The sequence below is a fragment of the Pseudarthrobacter sp. NCCP-2145 genome, from assembly GCF_023708005.1.
GTDB lineage: Bacteria > Actinomycetota > Actinomycetes > Actinomycetales > Micrococcaceae > Arthrobacter > Arthrobacter oxydans.
In genome coordinates, this window is the sequence record NZ_BRCG01000006.1 from 109,911 (window position 1) to 134,377 (window position 24,467).

The window sequence follows — 24,467 nt, forward strand, 5'->3', positions numbered from 1 at the left end:
CCGCCGCGCCCTCCATCAGGGGGCGGCAGGAACTCCTTCGCCAGCCAACACCCACCAGGCCTCTTCGGACAGCGGGTCCTTCGGCTGCCGGTATCCGGGCAGGAACCAGTCAGCAAAGGTGTCCTCGGGAAACTCGTCGTGGGGAAACAGGCTCTCGAAGTCAAGATCGTCGGCAGAAGCCCTGACTTCGGAGAGGTAGCCCGGAAACTGGCGCCGCTGCGGGAGTTCATCAGGCGGAGGCACGGCCTCGGAAAGATCATCAGGGATCCTGAGCTCTGCCACGGAGGCCGACAGGACAGAATGGGGCCAGTGGGGTGGTTCCCAGTCCTGGTGTTCGCTTTTGTAGTGGCGTCCGGTCGGTGAGGTCCAGCCGGGTGGTTCGTCCTTGGTGGCTGGTGTCGGTGTCCAGCCGCTGGTGTGCCGGAGTTTGTGGTGTTTCGGGCAGGGCTGTCCCAGGTTGCTGATCCCGGTGGTCCCGCCGTGGTGCCAGGCGAGGAGGTGGTCTGCCTCATTGTCCAAAGAGCTGTTGCTGCAGCCGGGGAACGGACACTGGCCGTCGCGAAGCCGGAGCCAGTTCCGCATGGCTTTGGTGACCCGGTAGCTGCTCCTGCCGATCTCCAACGGCGCCCCGTCCCGTGGATCGACCAGGACCCGGTAGAACGAATCAGAACCGTTAGCGACCAGGTCCCGTGCCAGGGACGGCGGAACGGGGCCGAACCCGTCCAGCACCGCCGGCTCCTCCGTCAGGCCCATCAACGAGAACACCGGCACGGTGACCAGGACCTGGGCCCGGATCCCCGGGGAAAGCAGGCCAGCACCGGTTCCTGCGCCGGCTCCGTCGCTGTCGCTTGCTTCTTCGCCGTTACCTGCACTGTTGTCTGCATGGAAGGTTGCACTGGTTCCGCTGGTGAGGATGGCTTCGGCGAATTTGTCGGTCCGGAGCTGGGTCAGGGTGCGGGGTTCGTTGGGTCCTTGTGCGGCCCGCGCGAGAGCGTTAAGGCGGTTCCAGCCTGCCAGCGCCTGGTGCGCGGGCAAACAAGCGGAGAGCCAAGCCATCCCGTCCTGGTCAGGCCGGTATTCGACCCGCCGGTCCGCCGCGGCCTTGGCATGGCGCTTCTCCAGCGATTCGGGATGGTGGCGTTCCCGCCACGTCCGGGCCTTGGCCTTGAACCGGTACGCCGGCATCTCACCGATCGTCGCCGCCCCGGCCGGCCGTGGCGTGTCCGGGTCCAGGAAGTGGGCCTCCAGGGCGGCGGCACCGGCCCGGTCAAGCCCCACGGTCTGGTCCACCATTTCCCGGGCATGGGCCCAGGAAATCGTCCCGGACCCCAACGCGGCGAGGGTCCGGGGCAGGGCGGTGGCCAGGGCGTGGGACTCGGCCAACAAGGCACCGGCGGCACGGTCACCAATCACCAGCGCACACCCGACCTCGGCCACCAGGCTCCGGCCCTGGGCCGTGGCCTCCTGCGGCGATGACGGCGGACCGTTCACCACACTCGTGGCGGCAGCGAGCACCTGAACCGCCTGCGCCTTCACCGCTGCCAGCTTCGCCTCCGACCGCGCCACCCCCGCAAGGACATCCAACGCATTATCAGCAACCCGCTGCAACGGATCATCACCAAGTCCGCCAGCGTCAGCGCCAGGTCCAGCGGCACCGCAGCCGCCGACGCCAGGCCCAGCGGCACCCGGACCGGAAACAGCCGTCCCAGAACCGGTCGTGCCGGCAACAGCAGCGCCGCTGAGCACGGCCGTGAAAGCACCCACGGAGGCATCAACAAACGCCTCCGCCTCCACCACCACCGGATTGCCTTCCATAAATCCATCCTGGCAGTGGGGTCTGACATTTAAGGGGCCCGGTGCACCCCGGCTGAAAAGAATTGTGAAAATCTTTTTCCGGCCTCTTTGCCAGGGCAGCGGGAGCTCCTCCCGACAATCCCGTTTTGGGGATGCACGCCTTGCTCCGGTACCCTATTGAGGTTGGTGACGTGTCCGAGCGGCCGAAGGTGCAACACTCGAAATGTTGTTTGGTGTCAAAGCCAACGTGGGTTCAAATCCCACCGTCACCGCCAAGTAAGAAGGCGTCTACATCGTTGATAACACAGCGAAGTAGGCGCCTTCGCTTTTTGTAATTCAGTCTCGTGAGCGCACTTTGAGCGCAACCTGTTGTGATGCAGCGGCATCGAGCGCGACGGCCACAGCGTCCAAGTCATCCGGGAACAGGTCAGCGTAGGTGTCCAGCGTCATTGTTGCGGAGGCGTGACCCAGCATCGCCTGAACGCTTTTCACGTTCGCTCCCGCCGAGATGGCCAGCGATGCGGCAGTATGGCGGAGATCGTGGACCGTCATCCGTTCGAGACCAGCGCGGCCAAGCGCACCTACGAACCAGCCCCTGCTTGTCTGGCTTGTACCGCCCCGCTTCATGTACTTGCCGTCGTCGCCAGGGAACAACAGATCATCAGGGTGCTTCCCGGCCATCTGCACTGCGAGCGCGTCAGCCAGAAACGCCGGGAACGGGACGGTGCGCTTCTTGTGCGTCTTGGGAGTACCGACCTCGATCTTGCTGCCGACCTCGACGGCGTTTAGAACGACGTTGAGACGACGGCGCATAGGATTTACGTCCTTGACCCGGAGCGCCGTGACTTCACCCCAGCGGAGGCCGGTGTAGGCGAGGACCAGAACCAAAGTGCCGTGTTTCGCTTCGGCGGCAAGGTCGTGCACCTGTTGATGGGTCAGATAGACATGCTCCTTCTTGACCTCCCTAGGCATCTTCACCCCCCTGGCGACATTCGAGGAAAGGCGCCGGTCCTTCACAGCAATATCCAGGATCTTGGCAAGGATGCCGTAGCAGCGGATGGCACCTACTTCGTCATCTTCGGCACCCCCGTGGACGGCCAACAGGTCGGCCTGAGCCTGCTCTCAGACAACGGCGGGATCTTCCCCAATGGCCTGCTGCCCATGATCATCCTCATGCAGGGCGTCCTGTTCGCCTACGCCTCCATCGAACTCGTCGGCACCGCCGCGGGCGAAACCGAAAACCCGGAAAAGATCATGCCCAAAGCCATCAACTCCGTGGTGTTCCGCATCGCCGTGTTCTACGTCGGCTCCGTGATCCTCCTGGCCCTGCTGCTGCCCTACACCTCCTACGAAAAAGGCGTCAGCCCCTTCGTGACGTTCTTCGGCTCCATCGGCATCCAGGGCGTGGACGTCATCATGAACCTCGTCGTCCTCACCGCCGCCCTGTCCTCCCTCAACGCCGGGCTCTACTCCACCGGCCGGATCCTGCGCTCCATGTCCGTCAACGGCTCAGCCCCCAAGTTCGCCTCCCGCATGAACAAAGCCGGCGTCCCCTACGGCGGGATCGCCATCACCGCCGGAGTCTCCCTCCTCGGCGTCCCCCTGAACTACCTCGTCCCCGCCCAGGCCTTCGAAATCGTCCTCAACGTCGCCTCCGTGGGCATCATCATGACCTGGGCCACCATCGTCCTATGCCAGCTCCAGCTCAAACGCTGGGCAGACAAGGGCTGGCTGGAACGCCCCTCCTTCCGCATGATCGGCGCCCCCTACACCGGCTACCTCTCCCTGCTCTTCCTCGCCGGCGTCCTCACCATGGTCTTCATCGACTCCCCCCTCACCATGCTCGTCACCGCCATCGCCTCCGCCCTCATGATCGCCGGCTGGTACGCCTGCCGCACCCGCATCCGCGAAATCGCCCAAACCCGCGAAGGCCACACCGGACTCTCCCCCGTCATCGCCAACCCGCCCGCAACCACCTTCAGATAAAGACCACCTCCACCAAACCGTCCGAACCGCCAAAGAAAGCCCATGACAACGGAAACCGAAGCAACCCCAGCCGCATCCCCCACCCAGCCTGCCGCCGTCGTACCCCCTGCTGGCGCCGGCCGGCAGCCGGGCCGGCCGCCCGCACCCCAGGCCACCCCGCCGGCACTGAAATCGGCCGGGCATGTCATCGTCGATTCGCTGGTGGCGCACGGGGTGGACCGCACCTTCGTGGTGCCGGGCGAGAGTTTCCTGGACGTGCTGGACGGCCTGCACAGTTCCAGCATCGAAACCATCGTCTGCCGGCACGAGGGCGGCGCCGCCTACATGGCCGAGGCGGACGGAAAGATGAACCAGCGCCCGGGCATCGCCATGGTGACCCGGGGGCCCGGCGCGGCAAACGCCCATGTGGGGCTGCATACCGCCTGGCAGGACTCCACCCCCATGCTGCTGTTCGTGGGCCTGATCCCGTTCGCGCACCGGGACCGGGAGGCATTCCAGGAGTTCGACATCAAGGCCTGGTTCGATACCGGCGCAAAACGCGTTATGGTCCTGGACCACGCGGAGCGGGCGTCGGAGATCGTGGCCGAGGCAATGTTTGCCGCGATGAGCGGACGGCCCGGCCCGGTGGTGGTGGGCCTGCCCGAGGACATCATCCGGCAGCAGATTGACCCGGCACTGCACCCTGCCATCCCGGTAGCGGCCGGCGGTATGAGCCGCACCGACGCCGCAGCCCTGGAAGCCGCCCTGGCGGCGTCCAGCAAGCCGCTCTTCGTCACCGGCGGCAACGACTGGACGCAGGAGGCGGCAGACCAGCTCACCGGCTGGCTGGAACAGCATCACATCCCGGCCGCGGCTGAATGGCGGACCCAGGGCACGGTGTCCTTCGATTCACCCTCCTACGTTGGCCCCATCGGCTACGGCCGTCCCCGCCCCACCTACGACCTGCTGGAGGAAACCGACCTACTGGTGTTTGTGGGAACCGTCCCCGGGGACGTCATCACGGACGGATTCGTCTGCCGGCAGGACTGGACCAAGGAGAACTTCCTGGTGACCATCGACCCCTCCCTCCGCGGCCGGTCCGGGCCGGTGTCCCGGCAGATCCTGGCCAAGCCGGACGCCTTCGTCCGCGACCTCGCCGGCATCAGCCTGCCGGCCAAGGAGGAGTGGAAGGCCTGGACCGCGAGGATGCGGACCGAGCAGCAACGGTTCGCCGCCCTGCCTCCGGCAGCCCCCGCGCCGGGCCGGGCGCGGATGGACACCCTGATGGCGAACCTGGTGCCACGGCTCCCGGAAGATGCGATGGTGACCTTCGGCGCGGGCGAGCACACCAACTGGGCCCACCGGTATTTCCCCACGCGCCGCTACGCCTCCATGATCAGCGCCCGCAACGGCTCGATGGGCTACTCGGTCCCCTCGGCCATCGCGGCATCGCTGGCCGAGCCCGGCCGCCGCGTGGTGACCATTGCCGGGGACGGCGAGTTCCTTATGAACGGTCAGGAACTCGCCACCGCCGCCCAGTACGGGGCCACGCCGCTGGTGGTGGTGATGGACAACCAGGAATACGGTACCATCCGCACCCACCAGGAACGGCACTACCCGGAACGGGTCTCCGGGACCCAGCTGAAGAACCCCGATTTCGGCCTGATGGCCAGGGCCTTCGGCGGGTTCGGCATCACCGTCACCGAGGACAGGGACGTTCCGGCCGCGCTGGACGCCGCCCTTGCCGCCATCGACCGGGACGGCGTCTTCGCCCTGGTCCACCTCGTGGTGGAACAGCGCGTCAAGGCTTATTGAGCCTGCCGCCCACGGGGAGCGGACGACGGCGGGAGGTTCCGCCGTCGTCCGCTCCTTCTGTTGCATGCGTGGGATGCGGTGGCAGGAACGCGCGGCCGGGCAGGTGCCCTGGGCACCAGTTTGGCCAAAATTGTTGAACAATCTTGGATTCTCGTGCATCCTAAAGAGACCACTTCAACGAGACGAGAATCACTATGGCCTCCATTGACCTCAACAGCGACGTCGGCGAATCCTTCGGGAACTGGACCATGGGCGACGACGCCGCCATCTTCCGCTCCGTCTCCAGCGCGAACATCGCATGCGGCTTCCACGCCGGCGACCCCTCCACGATTGCCCGGACCTGCCGCGACGCCGTCGCCGCCGGCATCAGCATCGGAGCCCACGTGGGATACCGCGACCTCGCGGGCTTCGGCCGCCGCTTCCTAGACTGCTCCCCCACGGAACTCGCCGATGACGTGCTCTACCAGCTGGGCGCCCTTAAAGGCATTGCCCGCGCAGCCGGCGGCCGGATCAGCTACGTAAAACCCCACGGGGCGCTGTACAACACCATCGTGACCCACCAGGTGCAGGCGCAGGCGGTGGTGGATGCGGTCAAGGCCTTCGGCGGGGACCTGCCGATGCTGCTGCTGCCGGGTTCGGTGGCGCTGGCCGCCGCCGAAGCAGCCGGCCTGCGCGGAGTAGCCGAGGCCTTCGCGGACCGCGCCTACAACCCGGACGGAACCCTGGTGTCCCGCCGCGAACCCGGCGCCGTCCTCCATGACGAGGATGCTGTTGCCGCCAACATGGTGCGGCTGGCCACCGAGGGCACCATCGTTGCCAGGGACGGTTCCACCATCAAAACCTCCGCCGAAAGCATCTGCCTGCACGGCGACACCGCCGGCGCCGTATCCATGGCGGCCGCGGTCCGCCGCAAACTCGAAGCAGCCGGCGTGGACATCAGGAGCTTCGTGTGAGTTCCCCGGAGATACGCTGGGCCGGGCCCCGCGCTCTGCTCCTGGAGCTGGACTCCCTTGACGCAGTGCTGTCCCTGCACTCCCGCCTCAGGGACAACCCCGCCGCGGGACAGGTCGATGTGCTGGCTGCCGCCCGGACCGTGCTGGTTGTCTTCGACTCCCGCGCCAGCGCCCGCGCTGCCCGCGGACCCCTTGCACGGCTTGGGAGCATGCCCGCAGGCGCCGCTGCCGTCCAGGACACGCCGGTGCGCATCGAGGTGGTGTACGACGGCGAAGACCTTGCGGAGGTGGGCGAACTCACCGGCATGGGTCCCGAGGGAGTCGTCGCCGCCCACACCGGCCAGCTGTGGACCGCAGCCTTCGGCGGGTTCGCGCCCGGATTCGCCTACCTTGTGGGGGAAACGGACGCCCTGAACGTTCCCCGGCGCGGCACCCCGCGGACCGCCGTACCCGCCGGGTCGGTGGCCCTGGCCGGCAACTTCTCGGCCGTGTATCCGCGGCGGTCACCGGGCGGCTGGCAGCTCATTGGGCATACCGCCACGCGCATGTGGGACCTCCAGCGCGAGCAGCCCGCCCTGGTCCGCCCCGGCACCACCGTCCAGTACGTCGCGGTGCGCGAGCTCATTCAGCTCAGCCGGACTGAGACGGACCAGGCTGACGGGACCCAGGCTGACGCCGCGGCTGCTCAAACACCTGCCGCCGGCCCCGCCCTGGAGGTCCTCTCACCCGGGCCGCAGGCACTCATCCAGGACCTCGGACGGCCGGGCCTCGGCGATTTGGGAGTCTCCCCGGCCGGCGCTGCAGACACTGCGAGCGCCCGCCAGGCGAACCGGCTGGTGGGAAACCTGCCCACCGATGCCGTGATCGAAAACGTCATGGGCGGCCTTTCCGTGCAGGCACGGGGCGAGCTGACGGTTGCGCTCAGCGGCGCGGGCACGGCGGCGGACATCCGGAGCGAGGGCGGCGACAGCGAGGGCGGCATCATCCGGCAGGCGCCGATGTATGCCCCCTTCCCCCTGCACGACGGCGAAAGCCTCCACCTCGGCGTGCCGGAGGCAGGCCTGCGCACCTACCTCGCCGTCCGCGGCGGGATTGATGTTCCGCCCGTGCTGGGAAGCCGCTCGACCGACCTGATGTCGGGCATCGGCCCGGCCCCGCTGGCCGCCGGAACGGTGCTGCCCGTCGGCGCCGTGGACAGCGCCCGGGCAGTGGGCCACGCCGAACCGCCTGCCCTGCCGGCAGACCTCTCACCAGGCGCCGGCGGCAGTCCCGTGGTACTGCGCATCACCACCGGCCCCCGCCACGACTGGTTCACGCCCCGCTCCCATGAGGCCCTGACCGGGCAGGCGTGGACCGTGACCGCCGAATCGAACCGCATCGGCGTCCGGCTCGGCACCGGGCCGTCCACGCCCGGAGCCGACGCCGGCACCCCGCTGGAGCGGGCACGAGAGGGAGAACTCCCCAGCGAAGGCGTGGTGGCCGGCTCGCTGCAGGTCCCGCCGTCGGGCCTTCCCGTCCTGTTCCTGGCCGACCATCCCGTCACCGGAGGCTATCCCGTGATCGGCGCCGTTATTCCCGAAGACCTTCCTGCCGCAGCGCAGCTTCCTCCGGGCGCCACCGTGCGCTTCGTGGAGGTTGACCCCGAAACACTGCAGCCCCCGGCCCCTCTTCCGAGCACGCGAAAGAAGCAATGATGAAAAAAGTCCTGATCGCCAACCGCGGTGAAATCGCCGTCCGGATTGCCCGCGCCTGCACCGACGCAGGCCTGGTGTCCGTGGCCGTGTACTCGGACCCCGACGCGGACGCGCTGCATGTGCGCCTCAGCGACGAGGCGTACGCGCTGGGCGGCTCGGCCAGCGCGGAGACCTACCTGGACATCCCTAAGCTCCTGGCCGTCGCTGCCCGGTCCGGCGCCGACGCCGTCCACCCCGGATACGGCTTCCTTTCCGAGAACGCCGACTTTGCGCAGGCAGTGCTCGACGCCGGACTCACGTGGGTGGGCCCCTCACCTGACGCGATCCGCAGCCTGGGCAACAAGGTCACCGCCCGCGAAATTGCGGTCCGTGCGGGTGCGCCCCTGGTCCCCGGCTCCGACGGACCGGTAGCCGACGCCGACGCGGTCCGCGCCTTTGCCGCGGAATTCGGTGTCCCCGTGGCCATCAAGGCGGCCTTCGGCGGCGGCGGCCGGGGCCTCAAGATCGCGCACCGGATGGAAGACATCGACGACGCCTTCGACTCCGCGGTCCGTGAGGCAACCGTGGCGTTCGGCCGCGGCGAATGCTTCGTGGAGCGCTTCCTGGACCGGCCGCGGCACGTGGAGGCCCAGGTCCTGGCCGACACCCACGGGAACGTGGTGGTGGTGGGCACGCGGGACTGTTCCCTGCAGCGCCGCAACCAGAAGCTGGTGGAAGAGGCACCGGCTCCGTTCCTGACCGCGGAACAGCGCACCCGGATCCATGAGTCCGCGCGTGCCATCTGCCGGGAGGCCGGCTACACCGGCGCCGGCACGGTGGAGTACCTGGTGGCCCCCGACGGCGTGATTTCGTTCCTTGAAGTGAACACCCGCCTCCAGGTGGAGCACCCCGTCACCGAAGTAACGTCCGGGCTGGACCTGGTGCGGGAGCAGTTCCGGATCGCGGACGGGCTGCCCGTGTCCGTCACCGAGGACCCGGCACCCACCGGCCATGCGTTCGAGTTCCGGCTCAATGCCGAGGACGCCGGCCGGGGCTTCCTGCCGGCCCCCGGACCGGTGGACGTGTTCGAGGCGCCCACAGGGGCCGGGATCCGCGTTGATTCCGGCGTCCGGTCCGGCTCCGTCGTTCCTGCCGAATACGACTCCCTGATGGCCAAGCTGATTGTCCACGGCGAGGACCGCCAGCAGGCCCTGCGCCGCGCCCGCGCCGCCCTGGACGAGCTGCGGATCGAGGGCGTCCCCACCGTCCTTCCGTTCCACCGCGCCGTGGTGCGGGATCCCGACTTCACCGCACCGGACCGGCTGGGCGTGTTCACCACCTGGATTGAAACGGAGTTCGCCGGCCGCCTGGCCGCCTCCCTGCAGACCGGCGCCCAGGGCCCCCTGGCCAGGCGCGAAACCCTGACTGTCGAAATCGACGGGAAGGCCGTCCAGCTCGGTCTGCCCGCCAAGGTCTTCCACGCCCTGCTCCATGGCGGAGGGGCCGCCGTCGAACCTTCCGCGGGCACGGACAGCGCCGACGCGGACGGCGAGGTGACCGCCCCCATGGGCGGGAACCTGGTCAAGTGGGTGGCCGGCGACGGGGCCGGAGTCGGCGCCGGCGAGCCCGTCGCCGTCCTGGAGGCCATGAAGATGGAAACCGTGGTGGTGGCCTCCGCCACCGGAACCTTCCGGCGCGGCGGGCAGGAACCGGGCGCCGCCGTGGCCCGCGGCGAGGTGCTGGGTACTGTCGGCTAGCATCGTTAGTCGAACGGGAATGGGGGAAACCAATGAACACTCCGGCAGACGGTACGGCGGAACACGCACACACCACGGCCTGGATCGCGTCGGTGCTGCGCACCCGCATTGCCGCGGGTGAACTTACGCCGGGGTCCAAGCTGTCCGAGGAGCCGCTGTGCGCAGCGCTGGGTGTTTCCCGCAACACCCTGCGCCAGGCGTTCACCACGCTCGCCGGCGAATCCATTGTGACGCGCATACCAAACCGCGGCGTCTTTGTGGCGTCACCGGGCGTGGAGGAAGTCCGCGAAATCTACCGCGTGCGGCGGATGATTGAGCCTGCCGCCGTCCTCTGGGGCGAGCTGACACCGCAGGTGCTGGAGGGATTGGAAACCATTGTGCAGCGGGCGCAGCAGGCCCGGGACAGCGGATCAGTGCCCGACATGGCCGATGCCAACCAGGCACTGCACGGAGCCGTGGTAGCCCTGACCGGCAGCGCTTCGCTGCAGGAGCTCATGGACCGGGTGCTGGCCGAAATGCGGCTGGTGTTCCACTCCATGGCTTCGGCACCGGACTTCCACAGCCACTACGTGGACCGCAACGTGACATTGGTGAAGCAGCTGCGCGCCGGCGCACGCCAGGATGCTGCAGAGGGGCTGCGCGCCTACCTGGACGAGGCTGAGGCGGAGCTGCTGGCGCACCTGGGCTCGGAGCAGGACCGCGGGTCCGGGATGCGGCAGCGCGCCGGATAGGCACGCCGCCGAAACATACAGGTGTGGGGCAGGAGGTTTCCTCCTGCCCCACACCTTGTTCTTTAGTTGTCCGCGGCGCCTACGGCACCAGTTGTTACGAGCGGCGCCTACGGCGCCCCTTGTTATGAGCGGCGCCTACGGCACCCCTTGTTATGAGCGGCGCCTACGGCACCAGGTAGTCGCTGTCCCGTGCGTCCGTGATAAGCATGTGGCCGGGCGCATGGCCGATGGCCAGCGGGGGCCTCGACTGCATCACGGCCGCCTGCGGCGTCACTCCGCAGGCCCAGAACACCGGGATGTGGCCGGCCGGGATCTTCACGGCGTCGCCGAAATCGGGCCGGCCCAGATCGGCAATGCCCAGTTCCTCCGGGTTGCCCACGTGGACCGGGGCGCCGTGCACGGCTGGGTACCGCGAGGTGATGCGGACCGCGTCCGCAACCTGCGAGGCCGGTACCGGGCGCATGGAAACCACCATCGGACCGGACATTGATCCCGCCGGGTCACAGGCCCGGTTGGTCCGGTACATGGGCACGTTCACGCCCTGGTCGATATGCGCGATCCGGACGCCCCCGTCCTGCAGGGCTGCCTCGAAGGTGAAGGAGCAGCCGATCAGGAACGTCACAAGGTCGTCCTGCCAGTAGCCGGTGATGTCCGTGGGTTCATCCACTTTTTCACCGTTTTTGTAGACGGTGTACTTGGGGACGTCCGTGCGGATGTCCCCGCCGGCCAGCAGCGGCCCGGTGGTGTGGCCCGGTTCGAGGATGCCCAGGATGGGGCACGGCTTGGGGTTGCGCTGGGCGAACAGCAGCAGGTCGAAGGCATGCTCCCGCGGGATGGACAGGACGTTGGCCTGCGCGTAGCCGCGGGACCAGCCCGACGTCGGCTCCACCAGTCCGGCGCGGAAGGCCTCGCGCGCTTCGGCGGGGAGCATGGAGGCGCGGCCGGTCATGACCACAGCTTCGCCAGGCCCATGACGGAGTTCCAGCCAAGGAACAGCGTGATCAGCCAGGTGGCGACGCCGACCAGCAGCAGCCACTTGGGGTAGGCGTAGCCGTGCAGGAGGTCGCGGCGCCGCCAGGCCACCCAGAGGAGGACACCGAAGCCGACCGGGAGGATCAGGCCGTTGAAGGCGCCGGCGAAGATCAGCAGCTGCTGCGGCGCCTGGCCGAGGAAGGCGTAAATCACGGCGCAGACTGCGATGAAGGCAACGGTGATGAGGTTGCGCTTGCGCTCTGAAGTGCGGGACGAGGTGATGAAGGAGACGGAGGTGAAGGCAGCGCCGATCACTGAGGTGATTGCTGCGGCCCAGAGAACCACACCGAACATCCGGAGGCCGATTTCGCCGGCAGCGGCGCCAAAGGCTTCGGCGGCCATGTTGTTGCTGCTGAGCACCGTGCCGCCGGCCACAACGCCGAGGATCGCCAGGAAGAGAAGGACGCGCATGAGGCCGGTAACCATAATGCCCAGGACGGAGCTGCGGGTGATCTCCTTGACGTGCCGCACTCCGGTGGCACCGGAATCCAGCATCCGGTGCGCGCCCGCGTAAGTGATGTAGCCGCCCACGGTTCCGCCCACGAGGGTGGTGATGATGAGGAAGTCCACCGTCTCGGGCAGGAACGTGTTCTTCAGGGCCTCGCCCAAGGGCGGGGCGGCAACAATGGCCACGTAGATCATCAGGAGGATCATGACGGCGCCCAGCAGGACCACGATCCGGTCCAGCGCCATGCCGGCTTTCTTGCTGACGAAGATGAGGATGGCGACGACTGCGGACACGAGCCCGCCGATCTTCGGGTCAACGCCCATCATCGCATTGACGCCAAGTCCTGTTCCGGCAATGTTGCCGATGTTGAACACCATGCCGCCGAGGAAGACCAGGCCCGCCAGGAACCAGCCAATACCGGGGAGGACTTTGTTGCCGAGTTCCTGGGCGCGCAGGCCCGAGACGCCAATAACGCGCCAGACGTTCATCTGGACCGCGATGTCGATGAGGATCGACGCCAGGATCGCGAAAGCGAACGACGCACCGATCTGGGCGGTGAAAACAGTGGTCTGGGTGATGAAGCCGGGCCCGATGGCGCTGGTGGCCATCAGGAACATGGCTCCCAGGAGGGCCGTGCGCCGAGCAGAGGAGCTCAGGTTCAGTTTTATGCCGGTTTCTGCCATGGGTTCGTCCAATTTTCAGGGTGACTGGAGTCACAGTGGTCGTCCCGATCGACATTACAGGTTGTTGAACAATCCGCGCAAGGTATTGTTCAACAACTTTTTCTACGTTGTCGATCTTTGTGGTTCGACGAAAGAAGGCCGGGACCCCTCGGATCCCAGCCTTACCGTCGCCGGCCGCTCCCCCTGCGGCTGGAAAGCTACAGCCGGTCGGTCCTTTCCTCGCCGCCCTTGTGCCCCGAGCCGCGGAGATTCTCCTGCACCTTGCCGAACAGGTCCTTGATGGTGGACTCGGCGTTGGAGATGACGTCCACCTGGAGGTATACCGGATGGGTGACCGGGAGATCGTATTCATCCTTGAGGTGCGTGCCGCCCGAGACTCCGGCTAGGGACAGGTAGACCATGGCCTCCGTGCGGGCTATTCCGGCGATCTTCCCGAACACCACGGTGAACTCGTTCGGCTGGAAGCTGACCGTGTGGCCAACATGCCCGCGGTCCAGTTCACCGGCGGGAACGGCCTTCTCTGACTGGCTTCCGGTGTAGTCCATGAACTTCTCCTCAAGATCGCCTGGCAGTTACGCTCGCAGTCTACGCGGGCCCGAAGGGGCGGTACATACCGGCGGGCGGGCCTGCGGGCGTGCCGGGAACTGCCCGCCCCGGGGCGCGCGCACGCACCCTTCCCGCCGGTAGAATCTGAACGGCCATCATTAAACCGGCGCCGCCGTCCGCGGCCCGTTCCGCCATTGGGAGGGGGACCATCCGTGCCGGCACATCGTCCCCGGACCCCCTTCCACCTCCTGCGCGCCACCGCCGTGGCCACCGTCATCCTGGCGCTTGCCGCCGGAGCGCACCTCGCTGCCGGCGGGGAGCTCCCCGCGCCCGCCATCATGCTGGCCGTGCTGTCCCTGACCGCGCTGGGCAGCACCACCGCAACACGCCTGCGCCTGGGATTTCCCGCGCTGGCCGCGCTCCTGGGCGGCGGGCAGGTGGCACTGCATGAGGTCTTTACGGCCTTCAGTTCTTCCGGTACGGCAGCGGGGTCCGGCCCTGCCGCATCCCACGTCAGCCATGTGGCCGGACCCGGCTTCCTCACCCCGGCGGCAGACCACCTCGCCGGAGCCGCGGCAACAGCCGCTCCCCTGATGCTCGCTGCGCACGTCCTGGCGACACTGGGCTCCGCGCTGCTCCTCGCCAAAGGCGAGGCTGCTCTGTGGGCGCTGGCTGCCTGGCTTCGGCCCCTTGTTGCGCTCCCCCAGCCGGTGGCGTGCGACGACGGCGCCCCGCCTTTAGCTGCTTTTCCTCCTGCCGCCGCCCCTTTGCGCCCCTGGCGCAACCTCCGGCAGGACAGCCGGCGCGGCCCGCCTTCCGCCGTCGTGCTTTCCTCCTGACCCGCTCCGCGTCCTGCGGCGCCGGGCCCACAAAAGACTTTTAGCACCCCGGTTCCGGGCGTGCGCCGGAAAGGCAACCATGCACACCTCCATCCTTCGACGTTCCCTGGCAACGGCAGCAGCCACCGGAGGCGCCGCTGCGCTTCTGCTGGCAGCCGCGGGCGGCGCCGCCGCCCACGTCGGCGTCACGCCGGACAAGACCTCGGCCAACTCCTATGCCCTGCTCACGTTTGCGGTCCCCCACGGCTGCGACGAGTCCGGCACCACCAGGGTGGCCATCACGCTGCCCGCGGAGCTGAACGACGCCCAGCCCACGGTCAACCCGAACTGGACCGTGGAGAAGGTGACCGAGCAGCTCCCTGAACCGAAGAAGCTCGCAGACGGCACCTCCATCACCAAGCGGACCAGCCAGATCGTCTACACCGCCAAGGCGCCCCTGGAACACCAGCTCCGGGACACCCTGGTCCTCTCGGCAAAATTGCCTGATGCAGCCGGGAAAACGCTGTACTTCCCCACGCTCCAGACCTGCGAAACAGGCGAGACTGACTGGTCCGAAATTCCGGCGGACGGCCAGGACCCCCATTCCCTGAAGGCACCTGCACCGTCGGTGACCGTGACGGAAGCCGCAAGCACTGACGGCCACGGGGCTGCCCCGGCTGCGTCCCATTCCTCCGAACAAGCCTCGGCGGTCAGCGGCAGCGGGGCAGGTGACGGCGGGGCAGGAGCGCGCAGCTGGGCAGGCCTGGCAGCGGGCCTCGGCGGGCTGGTGCTGGGCGGCACGGCCCTGGTCCGCAGCACGGCGCGGCGCAACCCGGCGGACACCCCGGCGAAGTAGCGCCGCACCGTCACAAAGCCGCACCAAGGGCGGCCCCAGCCGGCAGTGCCACGGCTTTTGATGCCCGGATCATCACGATCCGGGCATCAAAATGCCGGGGCGGCCCGTTGTGCCGTTGACGCGGACACCCGCTGCGGCGAAGGTGGTGCCATGAGGTCTCAGCGAATATTCCAGGGGTTGGTCATGTCCACGGCGGCCGCGGCGGCGGCACTGATGCTCAGTGCCTGCGGGCCGGCGCAGCCGCAGTCGCAGCCGACTGCGGCAGGAACCGGCACAGGCACCGGCTCGGCCAGCAGCCCAGCCAGCCCCGACGCATCGTCCGCGGCGCCCACGGCGTCTGCGCCGCCGTCGTCCCCCGGCACGTCCCCGTCCTCCGCGGCTCCGGCCCCGGGCGACCCCGCACTTTGCAAGGCGGCAGTGCTCTCGGCGGCTACCGACGCGTCAGGGGGCGGGGCGGCCGGAAGCGTGTACATGAAGCTCAACCTCACCAACACCGGCTCCGATCCCTGCATCCTCCGCGGCTATGCCGGGGTGTCCCTGACAGCTGATGCTGCCGGCGCTCCCATCGGCGCTCCGGCGGTCCGCGACGAATCCACCGCTGCGGTGGACGTCCTCCTGGCCCCCGGACAAACCGGCTCTGCCGTGCTGCGCTACACCCAGGCCGGCAACTATTCGGACTGCGCACTGGTGGATGCGGCCGGCTACCGGATCTACCCGCCCGAGGACACGGAGTCCCTGTTCCTGCCCCAGCCCACCAGGGCCTGCAGCAACGGTGCGATCACGCTCCTGACAATCAGCCCGTTCCAGCCCGCCTGATTCCTCCGCGGCGGCGCTCCACAAGGAAACTGCAGGCGGTCCGGCATGATGCCGGGCCGCCTGCAGTTTCTCTTTTTGACTTGTTCGGGGCTTTGGTTGCCTGGTTGTGGCTACCTGGTGGCCGTGGTAGTCCGGCCCACTGCGCGGCCGTCGGAACTCATGCTTGTCATGACGTCTCCTGCTGTTTTGTCGCTATGTTCACTTCGTGGCTGCCACCTGACCATAGACTTAAACCCCAACATCATAAGTATACTTAGCAAATACGCCATTGATGGGTGGGGGGCCATAAGGGACCCATCACAAACCGGCCCTGCAGGGCCTGGACAAAAGGCAGGCTGAGCAGGCATGACGTCGATTTGGCTGGACCACAGCGAACCGTTCGTTTCCGATCCGTTCGAGCCGGGAGGCACCTACGACACCGTGGTGGCCGGAGCAGGACTCACCGGCCTGGTGACCGCGCTGCTGCTGGCACGCTCCGGGCAGAACGTGCTTGTCCTCGAGGCCAGGTACCCCGGCGCCGTAACCACCGGAAACACCACCGCCAAGGTAACCCTGCTCCAGGGGACGTTCCTGTCACAGCTCGCCCGCCAGTATTCACAGAAGCAGGTGCAGGCGTACGTGGATGCCAACCGCGAGGGCCAGGCCTGGCTCCTGCGGTACCTTGACGAACAGGGTGTGCCCTACCAGCGCAGGGACGCCTACACCTACGCAGCCTCCGCGCAGGGGACCGAAAAGCTCCGCGAAGAAGTCAGCGCCGGCACCACCGCCGGGCTGGACCTGGAATACGTGCGCGACGCCGGCCTGCCGTTTCCCGTCCACGGCGCCGTCCGCCTGGCGGACCAGGCGCAGATCCACCCGGTGAAGGTGCTGGAAACGCTGGTGTCGGACATCCGGGGCCGGGGAGGATCCGTGGTGGGCGGCGTGCGGCTGCAGGACGTCACCGGCAGCGGGCCCGCCACGGTGCATACCGACCACGGCACCGTCACCGCCAACGAGGTGGTGCTCGCCACCGGCATTCCCGTGCTGGACCGCGGCCTGTACTTCGCCAAACTGAAGCCCAGCCGCTCCTACGCGGCAGCCCTCCAGCTCCAGGACGACCAGGCTCCTCCCCCGGGCATGTACCTCTCCGTGGAGCAGCCCACCCATTCGCTGAGGGACTACGACGCGGACGGCCGCCGCCTGCTCCTGGTGGGCGGCCACGGGCACCACGTGGGCCGGGCCCGGTCCGAGAAACACCATCTTGGCAGCCTCCTGGACTGGGCCGGCCGGCACTACCCCGGCGCCGTTGCCACCCACACCTGGTCCGCGCAGGACTACATGCCCACCAACCTCATGCCTTTCTTCGGCAGGTTCCCCCGCGGCAAAGGCCACATCCACTTCGGCACCGGCTACGGCAAGTGGGGCATGACCAACGCGGTGGCGGCCGCCGTCGGCATCTCTGCCGACATCCTCGGCGGGAACGTGCACTGGGCAAACACCATCCACCGCAGGGTCACCTCGCCCTCGGGAGCCTTCTCCGCCGTCGCCCTTAACGCCGGCGTGGCAGGCAAGCTTGCCGCCGGCTGGGGACAACTGGCCGCGGAGGGCCTGCGGAAGCGCAGCAAGGAGCCGGCCCCCGCCCCGGTGGTTCCGGCCGACGGCGAGGGCAGGGTGTACAGCGAAGGACCCAGGCCGGTGGCTGTCTCCACCGTGGACGGCACCACGTGCAGGCTGTCCGCCGTCTGCACGCACCTCGGGGGCATCCTGCACTGGAATGACAGCGAACTCACGTGGGACTGCCCGCTGCACGGCTCACGGTTCAGCAGCGACGGAAAACTCCTGGAGGGGTCGGCCACCAGGGACCTCCCGACCGCGGACAAGGCGTGAGCCCGGGCAGGCGGCCGGCATCGGTGTCGGTGCCTTGGGGCATGATGGAGGCATGATCGAGGAAGAGGCCCCCACCAGCGGAAAGGGCACAGGCGGAAAGGGCACAAGTGGAAAGGGCCCCGGCGCCAGCACCATGGCCCAGTTCAGCAGGCCCACGCGCGACTGGTTCCTCGGTGCCTTCTCAGAGCCGACGCCCGCGCAGGAGGGCGCCTGGCGCGCCATTTCCTCGGGCTCGCACGCCCTGGTGGTGGCCCCGACGGGGTCCGGGAAAACCCTCGCCGCTTTCCTCTGGGCGCTGGACCGGCTCCTGGCCTCCGCCGCGGAAGCACCGGAGGCCACGGTGGCCGCCGGCGCGGCCACCTCGAAGGGCAAGCGGTCCCGCGCGCCGAAGCGCAAGACCCGTGTCCTGTACATTTCACCCCTGAAAGCCCTGGGCGTGGACGTTGAACGGAACCTCCGCTCACCGCTGATCGGCATCACCCAGACCGCCAAGCGCCTTGGGCTGCCGGCCCCGCTGACCACCGTGGGCGTGCGCTCCGGTGACACCACCACTGCTGACCGCCGCGCCCTGCTGAGCAACCCGCCGGACATCCTCATCACCACCCCGGAATCCCTGTTCCTGATGCTCACCTCCAAGGCGCGGGAAACGCTCACCGAAGTGGACACCATCATCATCGATGAGGTCCACGCCGTGGCCGGGACCAAACGCGGCGCCCACCTGGCGGTCTCCCTCGAGCGGCTGGATGCGCTGCTGCCCAAACCGGCCCAGCGCGTCGGACTGTCCGCCACCGTGGAACCCAAGGAACTCGTGGCGCAGTTCCTCGCAGGCACAGCGCCGGTGGAAATTGTTGCCCCTCCTGCCAAAAAGAACTGGGACCTCACCGTCTCCGTCCCGGTGGAGGACATGTCCGACCTCCAGGGCGCCGCGGGGGCTTTCGACTCCGGCCCCGCCTCCGGGCTCCAGCCGCAGGCATCGATCTGGCCGCACGTGGAAGAGAAGATCGTGGACCTGGTGCTGGCCAACCAGTCCACCATTGTGTTCGCCAACTCCCGCCGCCTCTCGGAGCGCCTCACGGCCAGGCTCAACGAGATTTACGCGGAGCGGCAGCTGGTGGCGGCAGGCGGCGGCTGGGATGACCCGGCCCAGCAGGCAGCGGCACCCGGCGTTCCCGCCTCCACCGCCACGCCGGCGCACATGATGGCGCAGGCCGGAAGCTCTGCGGGGGCAGATCCGGTGCTGGCCCGCGCGCACCACGGCTCCGTTTCGAAGGACCAGCGGGCGCTCATCGAGGACGACCTGAAATCGGGCCGGCTGCGGTGCGTGGTGGCCACGTCTTCCTTGGAGCTCGGCATCGACATGGGCGCCGTGGACCTGGTGGTGCAGGTGGAATCACCGCCGTCCGTGGCCAGCGGCCTGCAGCGGGTGGGCCGGGCAGGGCACCAGGTGGGCGAAGTCTCCCAGGGCGTCCTCTTCCCGAAACACCGGGCGGACCTCGTCCACACCGCCATTACGGTGGAACGGATGCTCGGCGGAAAGATCGAGCGCCTCAGCATCCCGGCCAACCCGCTGGATATCCTGGCCCAGCAGACTGTTGCCGCCGCCGCCTTGGGCAGCATCGACGTCGAGGAATGGTTTGCCACGGTACGGCGCTCGGCGCCTTTCGCATCACTCCCGCGCTCAGCGTTCGAAGCCACCCTGGACCTGCTGGCCGGACGGTACCCGTCCGACGAATTCGCCGAACTCCGCCCACGGATCATCTGGGACCGCAACGCGGGCACCATCGAGGGCCGGCCGGGCGCGCAGCGCCTGGCGGTGACCTCCGGCGGGACCATCCCCGACCGCGGGCTCTTCGGTGTGTACATCATCGGCACGGAGGTTGAAGGATCGGCTTCCCCTTCCACGGAGGGCAAACCGGCGCCCGCCCCCAAGGGCGGGCGCCGGGTAGGCGAGCTGGATGAAGAGATGGTGTACGAGTCGCGGGTGGGGGACGTCTTTGCGCTGGGCGCCACCAGCTGGAAGATCGAGGACATCACGCATGACCGCGTGCTGGTCTCGCCCGCCTTCGGCCAGCCGGGCAAGCTGCCTTTCTGGAAGGGCGACTCGCTCGGCCGGCCAGTGGACCTGGGCCGCGCCCTTGGCGCGTTCGTCCGTGAGCTCTCGGCGTCCGACGCCGGCCCTGCCACCGAGCGCTGCAAAGCCAGCGGCCTGGATGAGTTCGCCGCGAACAACCTGATCCAGTACCTCACCGAGCAGAAGCTGGCCACCGAGGTCGTTCCCAGCGACACCACGCTGGTGGTTGAGCGGTTCCACGATGAATTGGGCGACTGGCGCGTCATCCTGCACAGCCCGTTCGGCATGCCCGTGCATGCTCCCTGGGCACTGGCCGTCGGACAGCGCCTCCACCAGAGATACGGGCTGGACGGCTCGGCGATGGCTGCCGACGACGGGATTGTGCTCCGCGTGCCCATGATGGAGGATGAGCCGCCGGGGGCGGAGCTGTTCCTCTTCGACCCCGAGGAACTGGAGCAGATCGTTACAGCCGAGGTGGGCGGCAGTGCACTCTTCGCATCGAGGTTCCGGGAGTGTTCCGCGCGGGCGCTGCTGCTGCCCAGGCAGACCCCGGGCAAGCGGCAACCGCTGTGGCAGCAGCGGCAGCGGTCAGCCCAGCTGCTCGATGTCGCCCGGAAGTACCCAACCTTCCCCATCGTGCTGGAAACCGTCCGCGAATGCTTGCAGGACGTCTACGATCTCCCGGCGTTGAAGGACATCGCGGCGTCCGTGGAACGGCGCGAGCTGAGGATCGTCCAGACCACCACGTCCCAGCCGTCCCCGTTCGCCAAGTCCCTCCTGTTCGGGTACGTGGCGCAGTTCCTGTACGAAGGCGATTCTCCCCTCGCGGAGCGACGTGCCGCCGCGCTGGCCCTTGATTCCGCGCTCCTGAACGAGCTGCTGGGGCGCGTTGAGCTGCGCGAACTGCTGGACGCCAAGGTCATCGAAGCCACCGAGCGCGAGCTCCAGCGGCTGGCGCAGGACAGGCGGGTGCGGGGCATGGAAGGAGTGGCGGACCTGCTGCGGCTGCTTGGCCCACTGGCACCCGAGGAGGTGGCCGCGCGCCTGGAACCGGCCGCAACGGGTGGCCAGCCCGCGGCAGTGGTGCCGCCCCCCGCAGCCGACCAGGACGGGGCAGCAGCTCAGCCGGCGGAGGCCACCGGTGTTGTCGCAGAGGACTTGGTTGACGCTGAGGACTCCGTTGGCCCAGAGGACACCGGGCACGGCCACGCCACGGTGGACGCCGGGCACGCCCAGCCGGCAGAGGCCACCGCCCACCTGGTGGCCCTGCAGCGCGCCAACCGTGCCATCAAGGTCAACATCGGCGGCGTGGAACGCTTTGCGGCTGTGGAGGATGCCGCGCGGCTGCGGGACGCCATAGGCGTTCCGCTGCCCATGGGGGTCCCGCTCGCGTTCATCGAACCCGTCGCGGATCCCCTCAGCGACCTTGTTTCGCGGTATGCCCGCACGCACGGACCCTTCACCGCGGCCGAGGCAGCAGCACGGCTTGGCCTGGGCGTGGCAGTGGTCAGCACTGCCCTGAAACGCCTGGCAGCAGACGGTCGCGTGGTGGAGGGCGAGTTCCGGCCGCATGCAGGGCCAGCGGAAACCGCCCCGGACACCACCAGCGGTGCCGCCGGAGAAGGCAGCGGACCGGAGGAAAGCCAGCCTGCAAGTGAGCCACCCCCGCCCAACCTTTCCCCGCACACGGTGGTCAGCGAATGGTGCGACGCAGAGGTCCTGCGCAAGCTCCGCCGTCGTTCGCTGGCAGCCCTCCGCGCGGAAGTGGAACCGGTGGACGCGGCCGCCTATGGGCGCTTCCTGCCCGCCTGGCAGCACGTCAGGACACCCGGCGGAGGGCGCGGCCAGCCGTCGCTGCGGGGGCTGGACGGCATCATCACCGCCGTCGACCAGCTTTCCGGGGTGCCCATTCCGGCCTCGGCCTGGGAACCGCTGGTCCTTGCCGGCAGGGTGTCCAACTACCAGCCGGCAATGCTGGATGAACTGATGGCCGCCGGGGAGGTCCTCTGGTCAGGCGCCGGAGCCCTGCCCGGAAACGACGGCTGGATCAGCCTCCACCTTGCCGACTCCGCCGAACTGACTCTTAACCCTGCCATCGAGTACGAGCCCGGGGATGCGCAGCAGCGCCTCCTGGAGCACCTTCGCAACAACGGCGGCGGCTACTTCTTCCGGCAGCTCACGGACGTCGCCGGGGGCATGGATACCGTCCTCAGCGACCAGGAAGTGGTGACGGCACTCTGGGACTTGGCGTGGGCGGGCCGGATCACCGGGGATACGTTCGCCCCGGTCCGCGCGCTGATCGCCGGTGGCCACACCGCGCACCGGCAGGTGGCCCGCGCACCCCGCGCCAGGGCACCCCGGCTCAGCAGGCTGGGCCGTTCCCACGGGAGCGGGCTCATGGGATCGCCGGGCCTGGCGGGCGGCAGGTACGGTGCGTCGGCCGGAGGTGCGTCAACTCCCCCGATGGCCGCCGGCCGCTGGTCTGCCCTGCCGCAGCCGGAACTGGACGCCACCATCCATGCCCGGGCCACGGCTGAACTCCTGCTGGACCGCTATGGCGTGGTCACCAGGGGGTCCGTGATGGCGGAACAGATCCTGGGCGGCTTCGGCCTCATGTACAAGGTCCTCGCGAGGCTGGAGGAAGCCGGACGCTGCCGGCGGGGCTACTTCATTGAGCACCTGGGGGCGGCCCAGTTCGCGGTTCCGGCCACTGTTGACCGGCTGCGGTCCTATTCGGAGGACACCCAGCTCGCCAGGCCCGAACCGGTCGCCCTGGCGCTGGCGGCGACGGACCCTGCCAACCCGTACGGAGCGGCCCTCCCCTGGCCGGCCCTCCAGGACGACGCCGGCACGGGGCACCGGCCCGGGCGGAAGGCGGGTACCCTGGTGGTGCTGGTGGACGGGGCTCTGGTCCTCTATGTTGAACGGGGCGGCAAGACACTGCTGGCCTTCAGCGGCGATGAAGCCGTCCTGTCGGCCGCCGGCGCGGCGCTGGTGGGCGTGGTGACCCGGGGAGCCGTGGACAAACTGATCATGGAGAAGGTCAACGGGCACGGCATCCTGGATACCCCTGTCGCTGCCGCGCTGAGCTCGGCCGGCGCCTACTCCACCCCGAAAGGACTGAGGATCCGTGCCTGAGGGCGATTCCGTCTGGCGGGCAGCCAACCAGCTGCACCAGGCCCTGGCAGGACAAAAACTCCTTGCTTCCGATTTCCGCGTGCCCCGCTTTGCAACCCTCAACCTCACCGGCTGGACCGTGGCGGAAGTGGTGCCCCGCGGCAAGCACCTGCTGATGCGCGTGGTGGGGCCGGACGACAAGAAGCTCACCATCCATTCGCACCTGAAAATGGAGGGAACCTGGCAGGTGTACCCGCCCGGCGGAAGGTGGCGCAAACCCGGCTACACCGCCCGGTGCGTGCTGCGCACCGCCGCAGCGGACGCCGTCGGATTTTCCCTGGGGGTTGTTGAGGTGGTGGCCACCGCCAGCGAGGACTCCATCGTGGGTTTCCTGGGTCCGGACCTGCTGGGGCCGGACTGGGACCTGGACGAGGCGGAGCGGCGGGTCCGTTCCGCCCCGGACGTCCCCATCGGCGTGGCGCTGCTGGACCAGCGCAACCTGGCCGGGATCGGCAACATCTACCGCTGCGAAACATGCTTCCTGTCCGGCGTGCACCCCGCTTCCCCGGTCTCGGCGGTCCAGGATGTGCGGACCATGATGACGGACGCCAAGCAGCTCCTGGAGGTCAACCTGGGCCCGGGCCGCCGCGTCACCATCCTCAACGCCCGCGGCATGCCCGTCGGCCGGATGGCGGGGCGGCCCGGCTACTGGGTCTACCGCCGGGAACACCAGCCCTGCCTGAAGTGCGGGACCCCCATCCGGCGCGGCGTGCTGGGCAAGCTGAACGGCGACGAGGAACGGGACATCTACTACTGCCCCCAGTGCCAGCCGCTCCCGGCCCAGGGTTAGGCCTCCGTGTGGTGCCTCAGCTGTTGCCGGCCAGGGAGGCCGGAGCAGGAGTTCCAGGGTTGCTGCCTCCCGGTGAAGCGATGTCTGCGCGGCGTGGCGCCGGCACCATGAACAGCGGAAGCAGCAGCTGGACCAGGGGGCCGATGGCCAGGGCGTAGACAACGGTGCCCACGCCCACCGATCCGCCCAGGAACCACCCGAAAGCCAGGACCACAACCTCGATCAGCGTGCGGGACCACCTGACGGACCAGCCGGTGCGCCTGGCCAGGCCTGTCATCAGTCCGTCGCGGGCGCCGGGACCAAACCGGGCACCGATGTAACAAGCGGAAGCGACGCCGTTCAACACCACCGCGCCGCCGAGCATGCAGATCTGCCCGCCCAGATGGGTCACGGCCGGAATCAGGGCGAGGCCAATGTCCGCGAACACACCCACCAGGATGGCGTTGCACAGTGTTCCGAAACCGGGCCATTGGCGCAGCGGAATCCACAGCAGAAGCACCAGGAAACTCACGATGATGACCACCACGCCGATGCTGAGTCCTGTCCTGCCGGCCACGCCCTGGTGGAAGACATCCCAGGGGTCCAGGCCCAGTCCTGCGCGGATGAACATGGCCAGGGAAACGCCGTACATGGCGAGGCCGGTAAAGAGCTGAAGGAGTCTGCGGGTCAACATAGG

At 68.5% G+C, this 24,467-nt stretch carries 18 protein-coding genes, 1 tRNA gene and 1 pseudogene; 13 read left to right on the plus strand and 7 right to left on the minus strand.

Annotated features, from left to right (window positions below):
* Positions 1 to 15 precede the first annotated feature (15 nt).
* The gene (locus NFU08_RS07095; protein WP_251421792.1) at positions 16 to 1,815 is read right to left on the minus strand and encodes an HNH endonuclease signature motif containing protein; all 1,800 of its coding nucleotides are present in this window, start codon (positions 1,813 to 1,815) and stop codon (positions 16 to 18) included.
* A 164-nt stretch (positions 1,816 to 1,979) separates the two neighbouring features.
* Here NFU08_RS07095 and NFU08_RS07100 point away from each other — a divergent pair.
* Positions 1,980 to 2,069 (plus strand) — tRNA-Ser (locus NFU08_RS07100).
* A gap of 61 nt (positions 2,070 to 2,130) precedes the next feature.
* Here NFU08_RS07100 and NFU08_RS07105 read toward each other — a convergent pair.
* Positions 2,131 to 2,766 (minus strand): site-specific integrase, encoded by a 636-nt coding sequence (locus tag NFU08_RS07105; protein WP_251421795.1) that lies wholly within the window; start codon positions 2,764 to 2,766, stop codon positions 2,131 to 2,133.
* A gap of 87 nt (positions 2,767 to 2,853) precedes the next feature.
* Between NFU08_RS07105 and NFU08_RS07110 the strand changes: the two are divergent.
* The 6 genes and pseudogenes from NFU08_RS07110 to NFU08_RS07135 form a co-directional block, all read left to right on the plus strand.
* Positions 2,854 to 3,826: pseudogene (locus tag NFU08_RS07110) on the plus strand (L-asparagine permease); the annotation flags it as partial.
* Positions 3,823 to 5,574 (plus strand): thiamine pyrophosphate-dependent enzyme, encoded by a 1,752-nt coding sequence (locus tag NFU08_RS07115; protein ID WP_251421798.1) that lies wholly within the window; start codon positions 3,823 to 3,825, stop codon positions 5,572 to 5,574. The pseudogene NFU08_RS07110 and the gene NFU08_RS07115, both read left to right, overlap by 4 nt.
* 194 nt (positions 5,575 to 5,768) lie before the next feature.
* Positions 5,769 to 6,527 (plus strand): LamB/YcsF family protein, encoded by a 759-nt coding sequence (locus tag NFU08_RS07120; protein ID WP_251421801.1) that lies wholly within the window; start codon positions 5,769 to 5,771, stop codon positions 6,525 to 6,527.
* Positions 6,524 to 8,221, plus strand: a complete 1,698-nt coding sequence (locus NFU08_RS07125; RefSeq protein ID WP_251421804.1) for an urea amidolyase family protein — start codon at positions 6,524 to 6,526, stop codon at positions 8,219 to 8,221. The genes NFU08_RS07120 and NFU08_RS07125 overlap by 4 nt, the downstream gene beginning before the upstream one ends.
* Complete coding sequence (locus NFU08_RS07130; RefSeq protein WP_251421948.1) at positions 8,221 to 9,957, plus strand: biotin carboxylase N-terminal domain-containing protein; 1,737 nt, start codon at positions 8,221 to 8,223, stop codon at positions 9,955 to 9,957. The genes NFU08_RS07125 and NFU08_RS07130 overlap by 1 nt, the downstream gene beginning before the upstream one ends.
* A gap of 32 nt (positions 9,958 to 9,989) precedes the next feature.
* Entirely contained in the window at positions 9,990 to 10,688 is a 699-nt protein-coding gene (locus tag NFU08_RS07135; protein WP_251421807.1) for a GntR family transcriptional regulator, read from the plus strand.
* A 163-nt stretch (positions 10,689 to 10,851) separates the two neighbouring features.
* Here NFU08_RS07135 and NFU08_RS07140 read toward each other — a convergent pair whose 3' ends face one another.
* From NFU08_RS07140 to NFU08_RS07150, 3 genes are all read right to left on the minus strand, one after another.
* Positions 10,852 to 11,637 carry a putative hydro-lyase gene (locus NFU08_RS07140; RefSeq protein ID WP_174180058.1) on the minus strand — a complete coding sequence of 262 codons (786 nt, stop codon included), beginning with the start codon at positions 11,635 to 11,637 and terminating at the stop codon, positions 10,852 to 10,854.
* Complete coding sequence (locus NFU08_RS07145; protein WP_174180056.1) at positions 11,634 to 12,851, minus strand: NRAMP family divalent metal transporter; 1,218 nt, start codon at positions 12,849 to 12,851, stop codon at positions 11,634 to 11,636. Before NFU08_RS07145 ends, NFU08_RS07140 begins: the two co-directional genes overlap by 4 nt.
* A gap of 197 nt (positions 12,852 to 13,048) precedes the next feature.
* Entirely contained in the window at positions 13,049 to 13,396 is a 348-nt protein-coding gene (locus NFU08_RS07150) for a hypothetical protein (protein WP_174180054.1), read from the minus strand.
* A 213-nt stretch (positions 13,397 to 13,609) separates the two neighbouring features.
* Here NFU08_RS07150 and NFU08_RS07155 point away from each other — a divergent pair, with 213 nt between their 5' ends.
* Positions 13,610 to 14,236: a hypothetical protein gene (locus NFU08_RS07155; protein WP_251421810.1), complete on the plus strand. Its 627-nt coding sequence runs from the start codon at positions 13,610 to 13,612 to the stop codon at positions 14,234 to 14,236.
* A gap of 79 nt (positions 14,237 to 14,315) precedes the next feature.
* On the plus strand, positions 14,316 to 15,071 hold the full coding sequence (locus NFU08_RS07160) for a YcnI family protein (RefSeq protein ID WP_251421813.1): 756 nt from the start codon (positions 14,316 to 14,318) through the stop codon (positions 15,069 to 15,071).
* Between the two features lie 158 nt (positions 15,072 to 15,229).
* Here the strand turns inward: NFU08_RS07160 and NFU08_RS20920 are convergent, their stop codons facing one another.
* Positions 15,230 to 15,544 carry a hypothetical protein gene (locus tag NFU08_RS20920; protein WP_309296833.1) on the minus strand — a complete coding sequence of 105 codons (315 nt, stop codon included), beginning with the start codon at positions 15,542 to 15,544 and terminating at the stop codon, positions 15,230 to 15,232.
* Here NFU08_RS20920 and NFU08_RS20925 point away from each other — a divergent pair.
* From NFU08_RS20925 to NFU08_RS07180, 4 genes are all read left to right on the plus strand, one after another.
* Complete coding sequence (locus tag NFU08_RS20925) at positions 15,537 to 15,887, plus strand: DUF4232 domain-containing protein (protein ID WP_309296834.1); 351 nt, start codon at positions 15,537 to 15,539, stop codon at positions 15,885 to 15,887. The genes NFU08_RS20920 and NFU08_RS20925 overlap by 8 nt on opposite strands.
* A 345-nt stretch (positions 15,888 to 16,232) precedes the next feature.
* Positions 16,233 to 17,753 carry an FAD-dependent oxidoreductase gene (locus tag NFU08_RS07170; RefSeq protein WP_251421818.1) on the plus strand — a complete coding sequence of 507 codons (1,521 nt, stop codon included), beginning with the start codon at positions 16,233 to 16,235 and terminating at the stop codon, positions 17,751 to 17,753.
* A 52-nt stretch (positions 17,754 to 17,805) separates the two neighbouring features.
* Entirely contained in the window at positions 17,806 to 22,962 is a 5,157-nt protein-coding gene (locus NFU08_RS07175; RefSeq protein ID WP_397425374.1) for a DEAD/DEAH box helicase, read from the plus strand.
* Positions 22,955 to 23,791, plus strand: coding sequence for an Fpg/Nei family DNA glycosylase (locus NFU08_RS07180; protein ID WP_174180045.1), 837 nt, complete (start codon positions 22,955 to 22,957; stop codon positions 23,789 to 23,791). The genes NFU08_RS07175 and NFU08_RS07180 overlap by 8 nt, the downstream gene beginning before the upstream one ends.
* A 16-nt stretch (positions 23,792 to 23,807) precedes the next feature.
* Here the strand turns inward: NFU08_RS07180 and NFU08_RS07185 are convergent, their stop codons facing one another.
* The gene (locus NFU08_RS07185; RefSeq protein ID WP_251421821.1) at positions 23,808 to 24,464 is read right to left on the minus strand and encodes a YitT family protein; all 657 of its coding nucleotides are present in this window, start codon (positions 24,462 to 24,464) and stop codon (positions 23,808 to 23,810) included.
* Between the last annotated feature and the right edge of the window lie 3 nt (positions 24,465 to 24,467).

What these genes read in the sequence shown, in the direction of transcription:
- NFU08_RS07095 (WP_251421792.1), bottom strand. Translation starts at nt 1,815, where the DNA reads ATGGAAGGCAATCCGGTGGTGGTGGAGGCGGAGGCGTTTGTTGATGCC.
- NFU08_RS20920 (WP_309296833.1), bottom strand. Translation starts at nt 15,544, where the DNA reads ATGTACACGCTTCCGGCCGCCCCGCCCCCTGACGCGTCGGTAGCCGCC.
- NFU08_RS07140 (WP_174180058.1), bottom strand. Translation starts at nt 11,637, where the DNA reads ATGACCGGCCGCGCCTCCATGCTCCCCGCCGAAGCGCGCGAGGCCTTC.
- NFU08_RS07130 (WP_251421948.1), top strand. Translation starts at nt 8,221, where the DNA reads ATGAAAAAAGTCCTGATCGCCAACCGCGGTGAAATCGCCGTCCGGATT.
- NFU08_RS07135 (WP_251421807.1), top strand. Translation starts at nt 9,990, where the DNA reads ATGAACACTCCGGCAGACGGTACGGCGGAACACGCACACACCACGGCC.
- NFU08_RS07175 (WP_397425374.1), top strand. Translation starts at nt 17,806, where the DNA reads ATGATCGAGGAAGAGGCCCCCACCAGCGGAAAGGGCACAGGCGGAAAG.
- NFU08_RS07170 (WP_251421818.1), top strand. Translation starts at nt 16,233, where the DNA reads ATGACGTCGATTTGGCTGGACCACAGCGAACCGTTCGTTTCCGATCCG.
- NFU08_RS07120 (WP_251421801.1), top strand. Translation starts at nt 5,769, where the DNA reads ATGGCCTCCATTGACCTCAACAGCGACGTCGGCGAATCCTTCGGGAAC.
- NFU08_RS07160 (WP_251421813.1), top strand. Translation starts at nt 14,316, where the DNA reads ATGCACACCTCCATCCTTCGACGTTCCCTGGCAACGGCAGCAGCCACC.
- NFU08_RS07185 (WP_251421821.1), bottom strand. Translation starts at nt 24,464, where the DNA reads ATGTTGACCCGCAGACTCCTTCAGCTCTTTACCGGCCTCGCCATGTAC.
- NFU08_RS07150 (WP_174180054.1), bottom strand. Translation starts at nt 13,396, where the DNA reads ATGGACTACACCGGAAGCCAGTCAGAGAAGGCCGTTCCCGCCGGTGAA.
- NFU08_RS07145 (WP_174180056.1), bottom strand. Translation starts at nt 12,851, where the DNA reads ATGGCAGAAACCGGCATAAAACTGAACCTGAGCTCCTCTGCTCGGCGC.
- NFU08_RS07115 (WP_251421798.1), top strand. Translation starts at nt 3,823, where the DNA reads ATGACAACGGAAACCGAAGCAACCCCAGCCGCATCCCCCACCCAGCCT.
- NFU08_RS07105 (WP_251421795.1), bottom strand. Translation starts at nt 2,766, where the DNA reads ATGCCTAGGGAGGTCAAGAAGGAGCATGTCTATCTGACCCATCAACAG.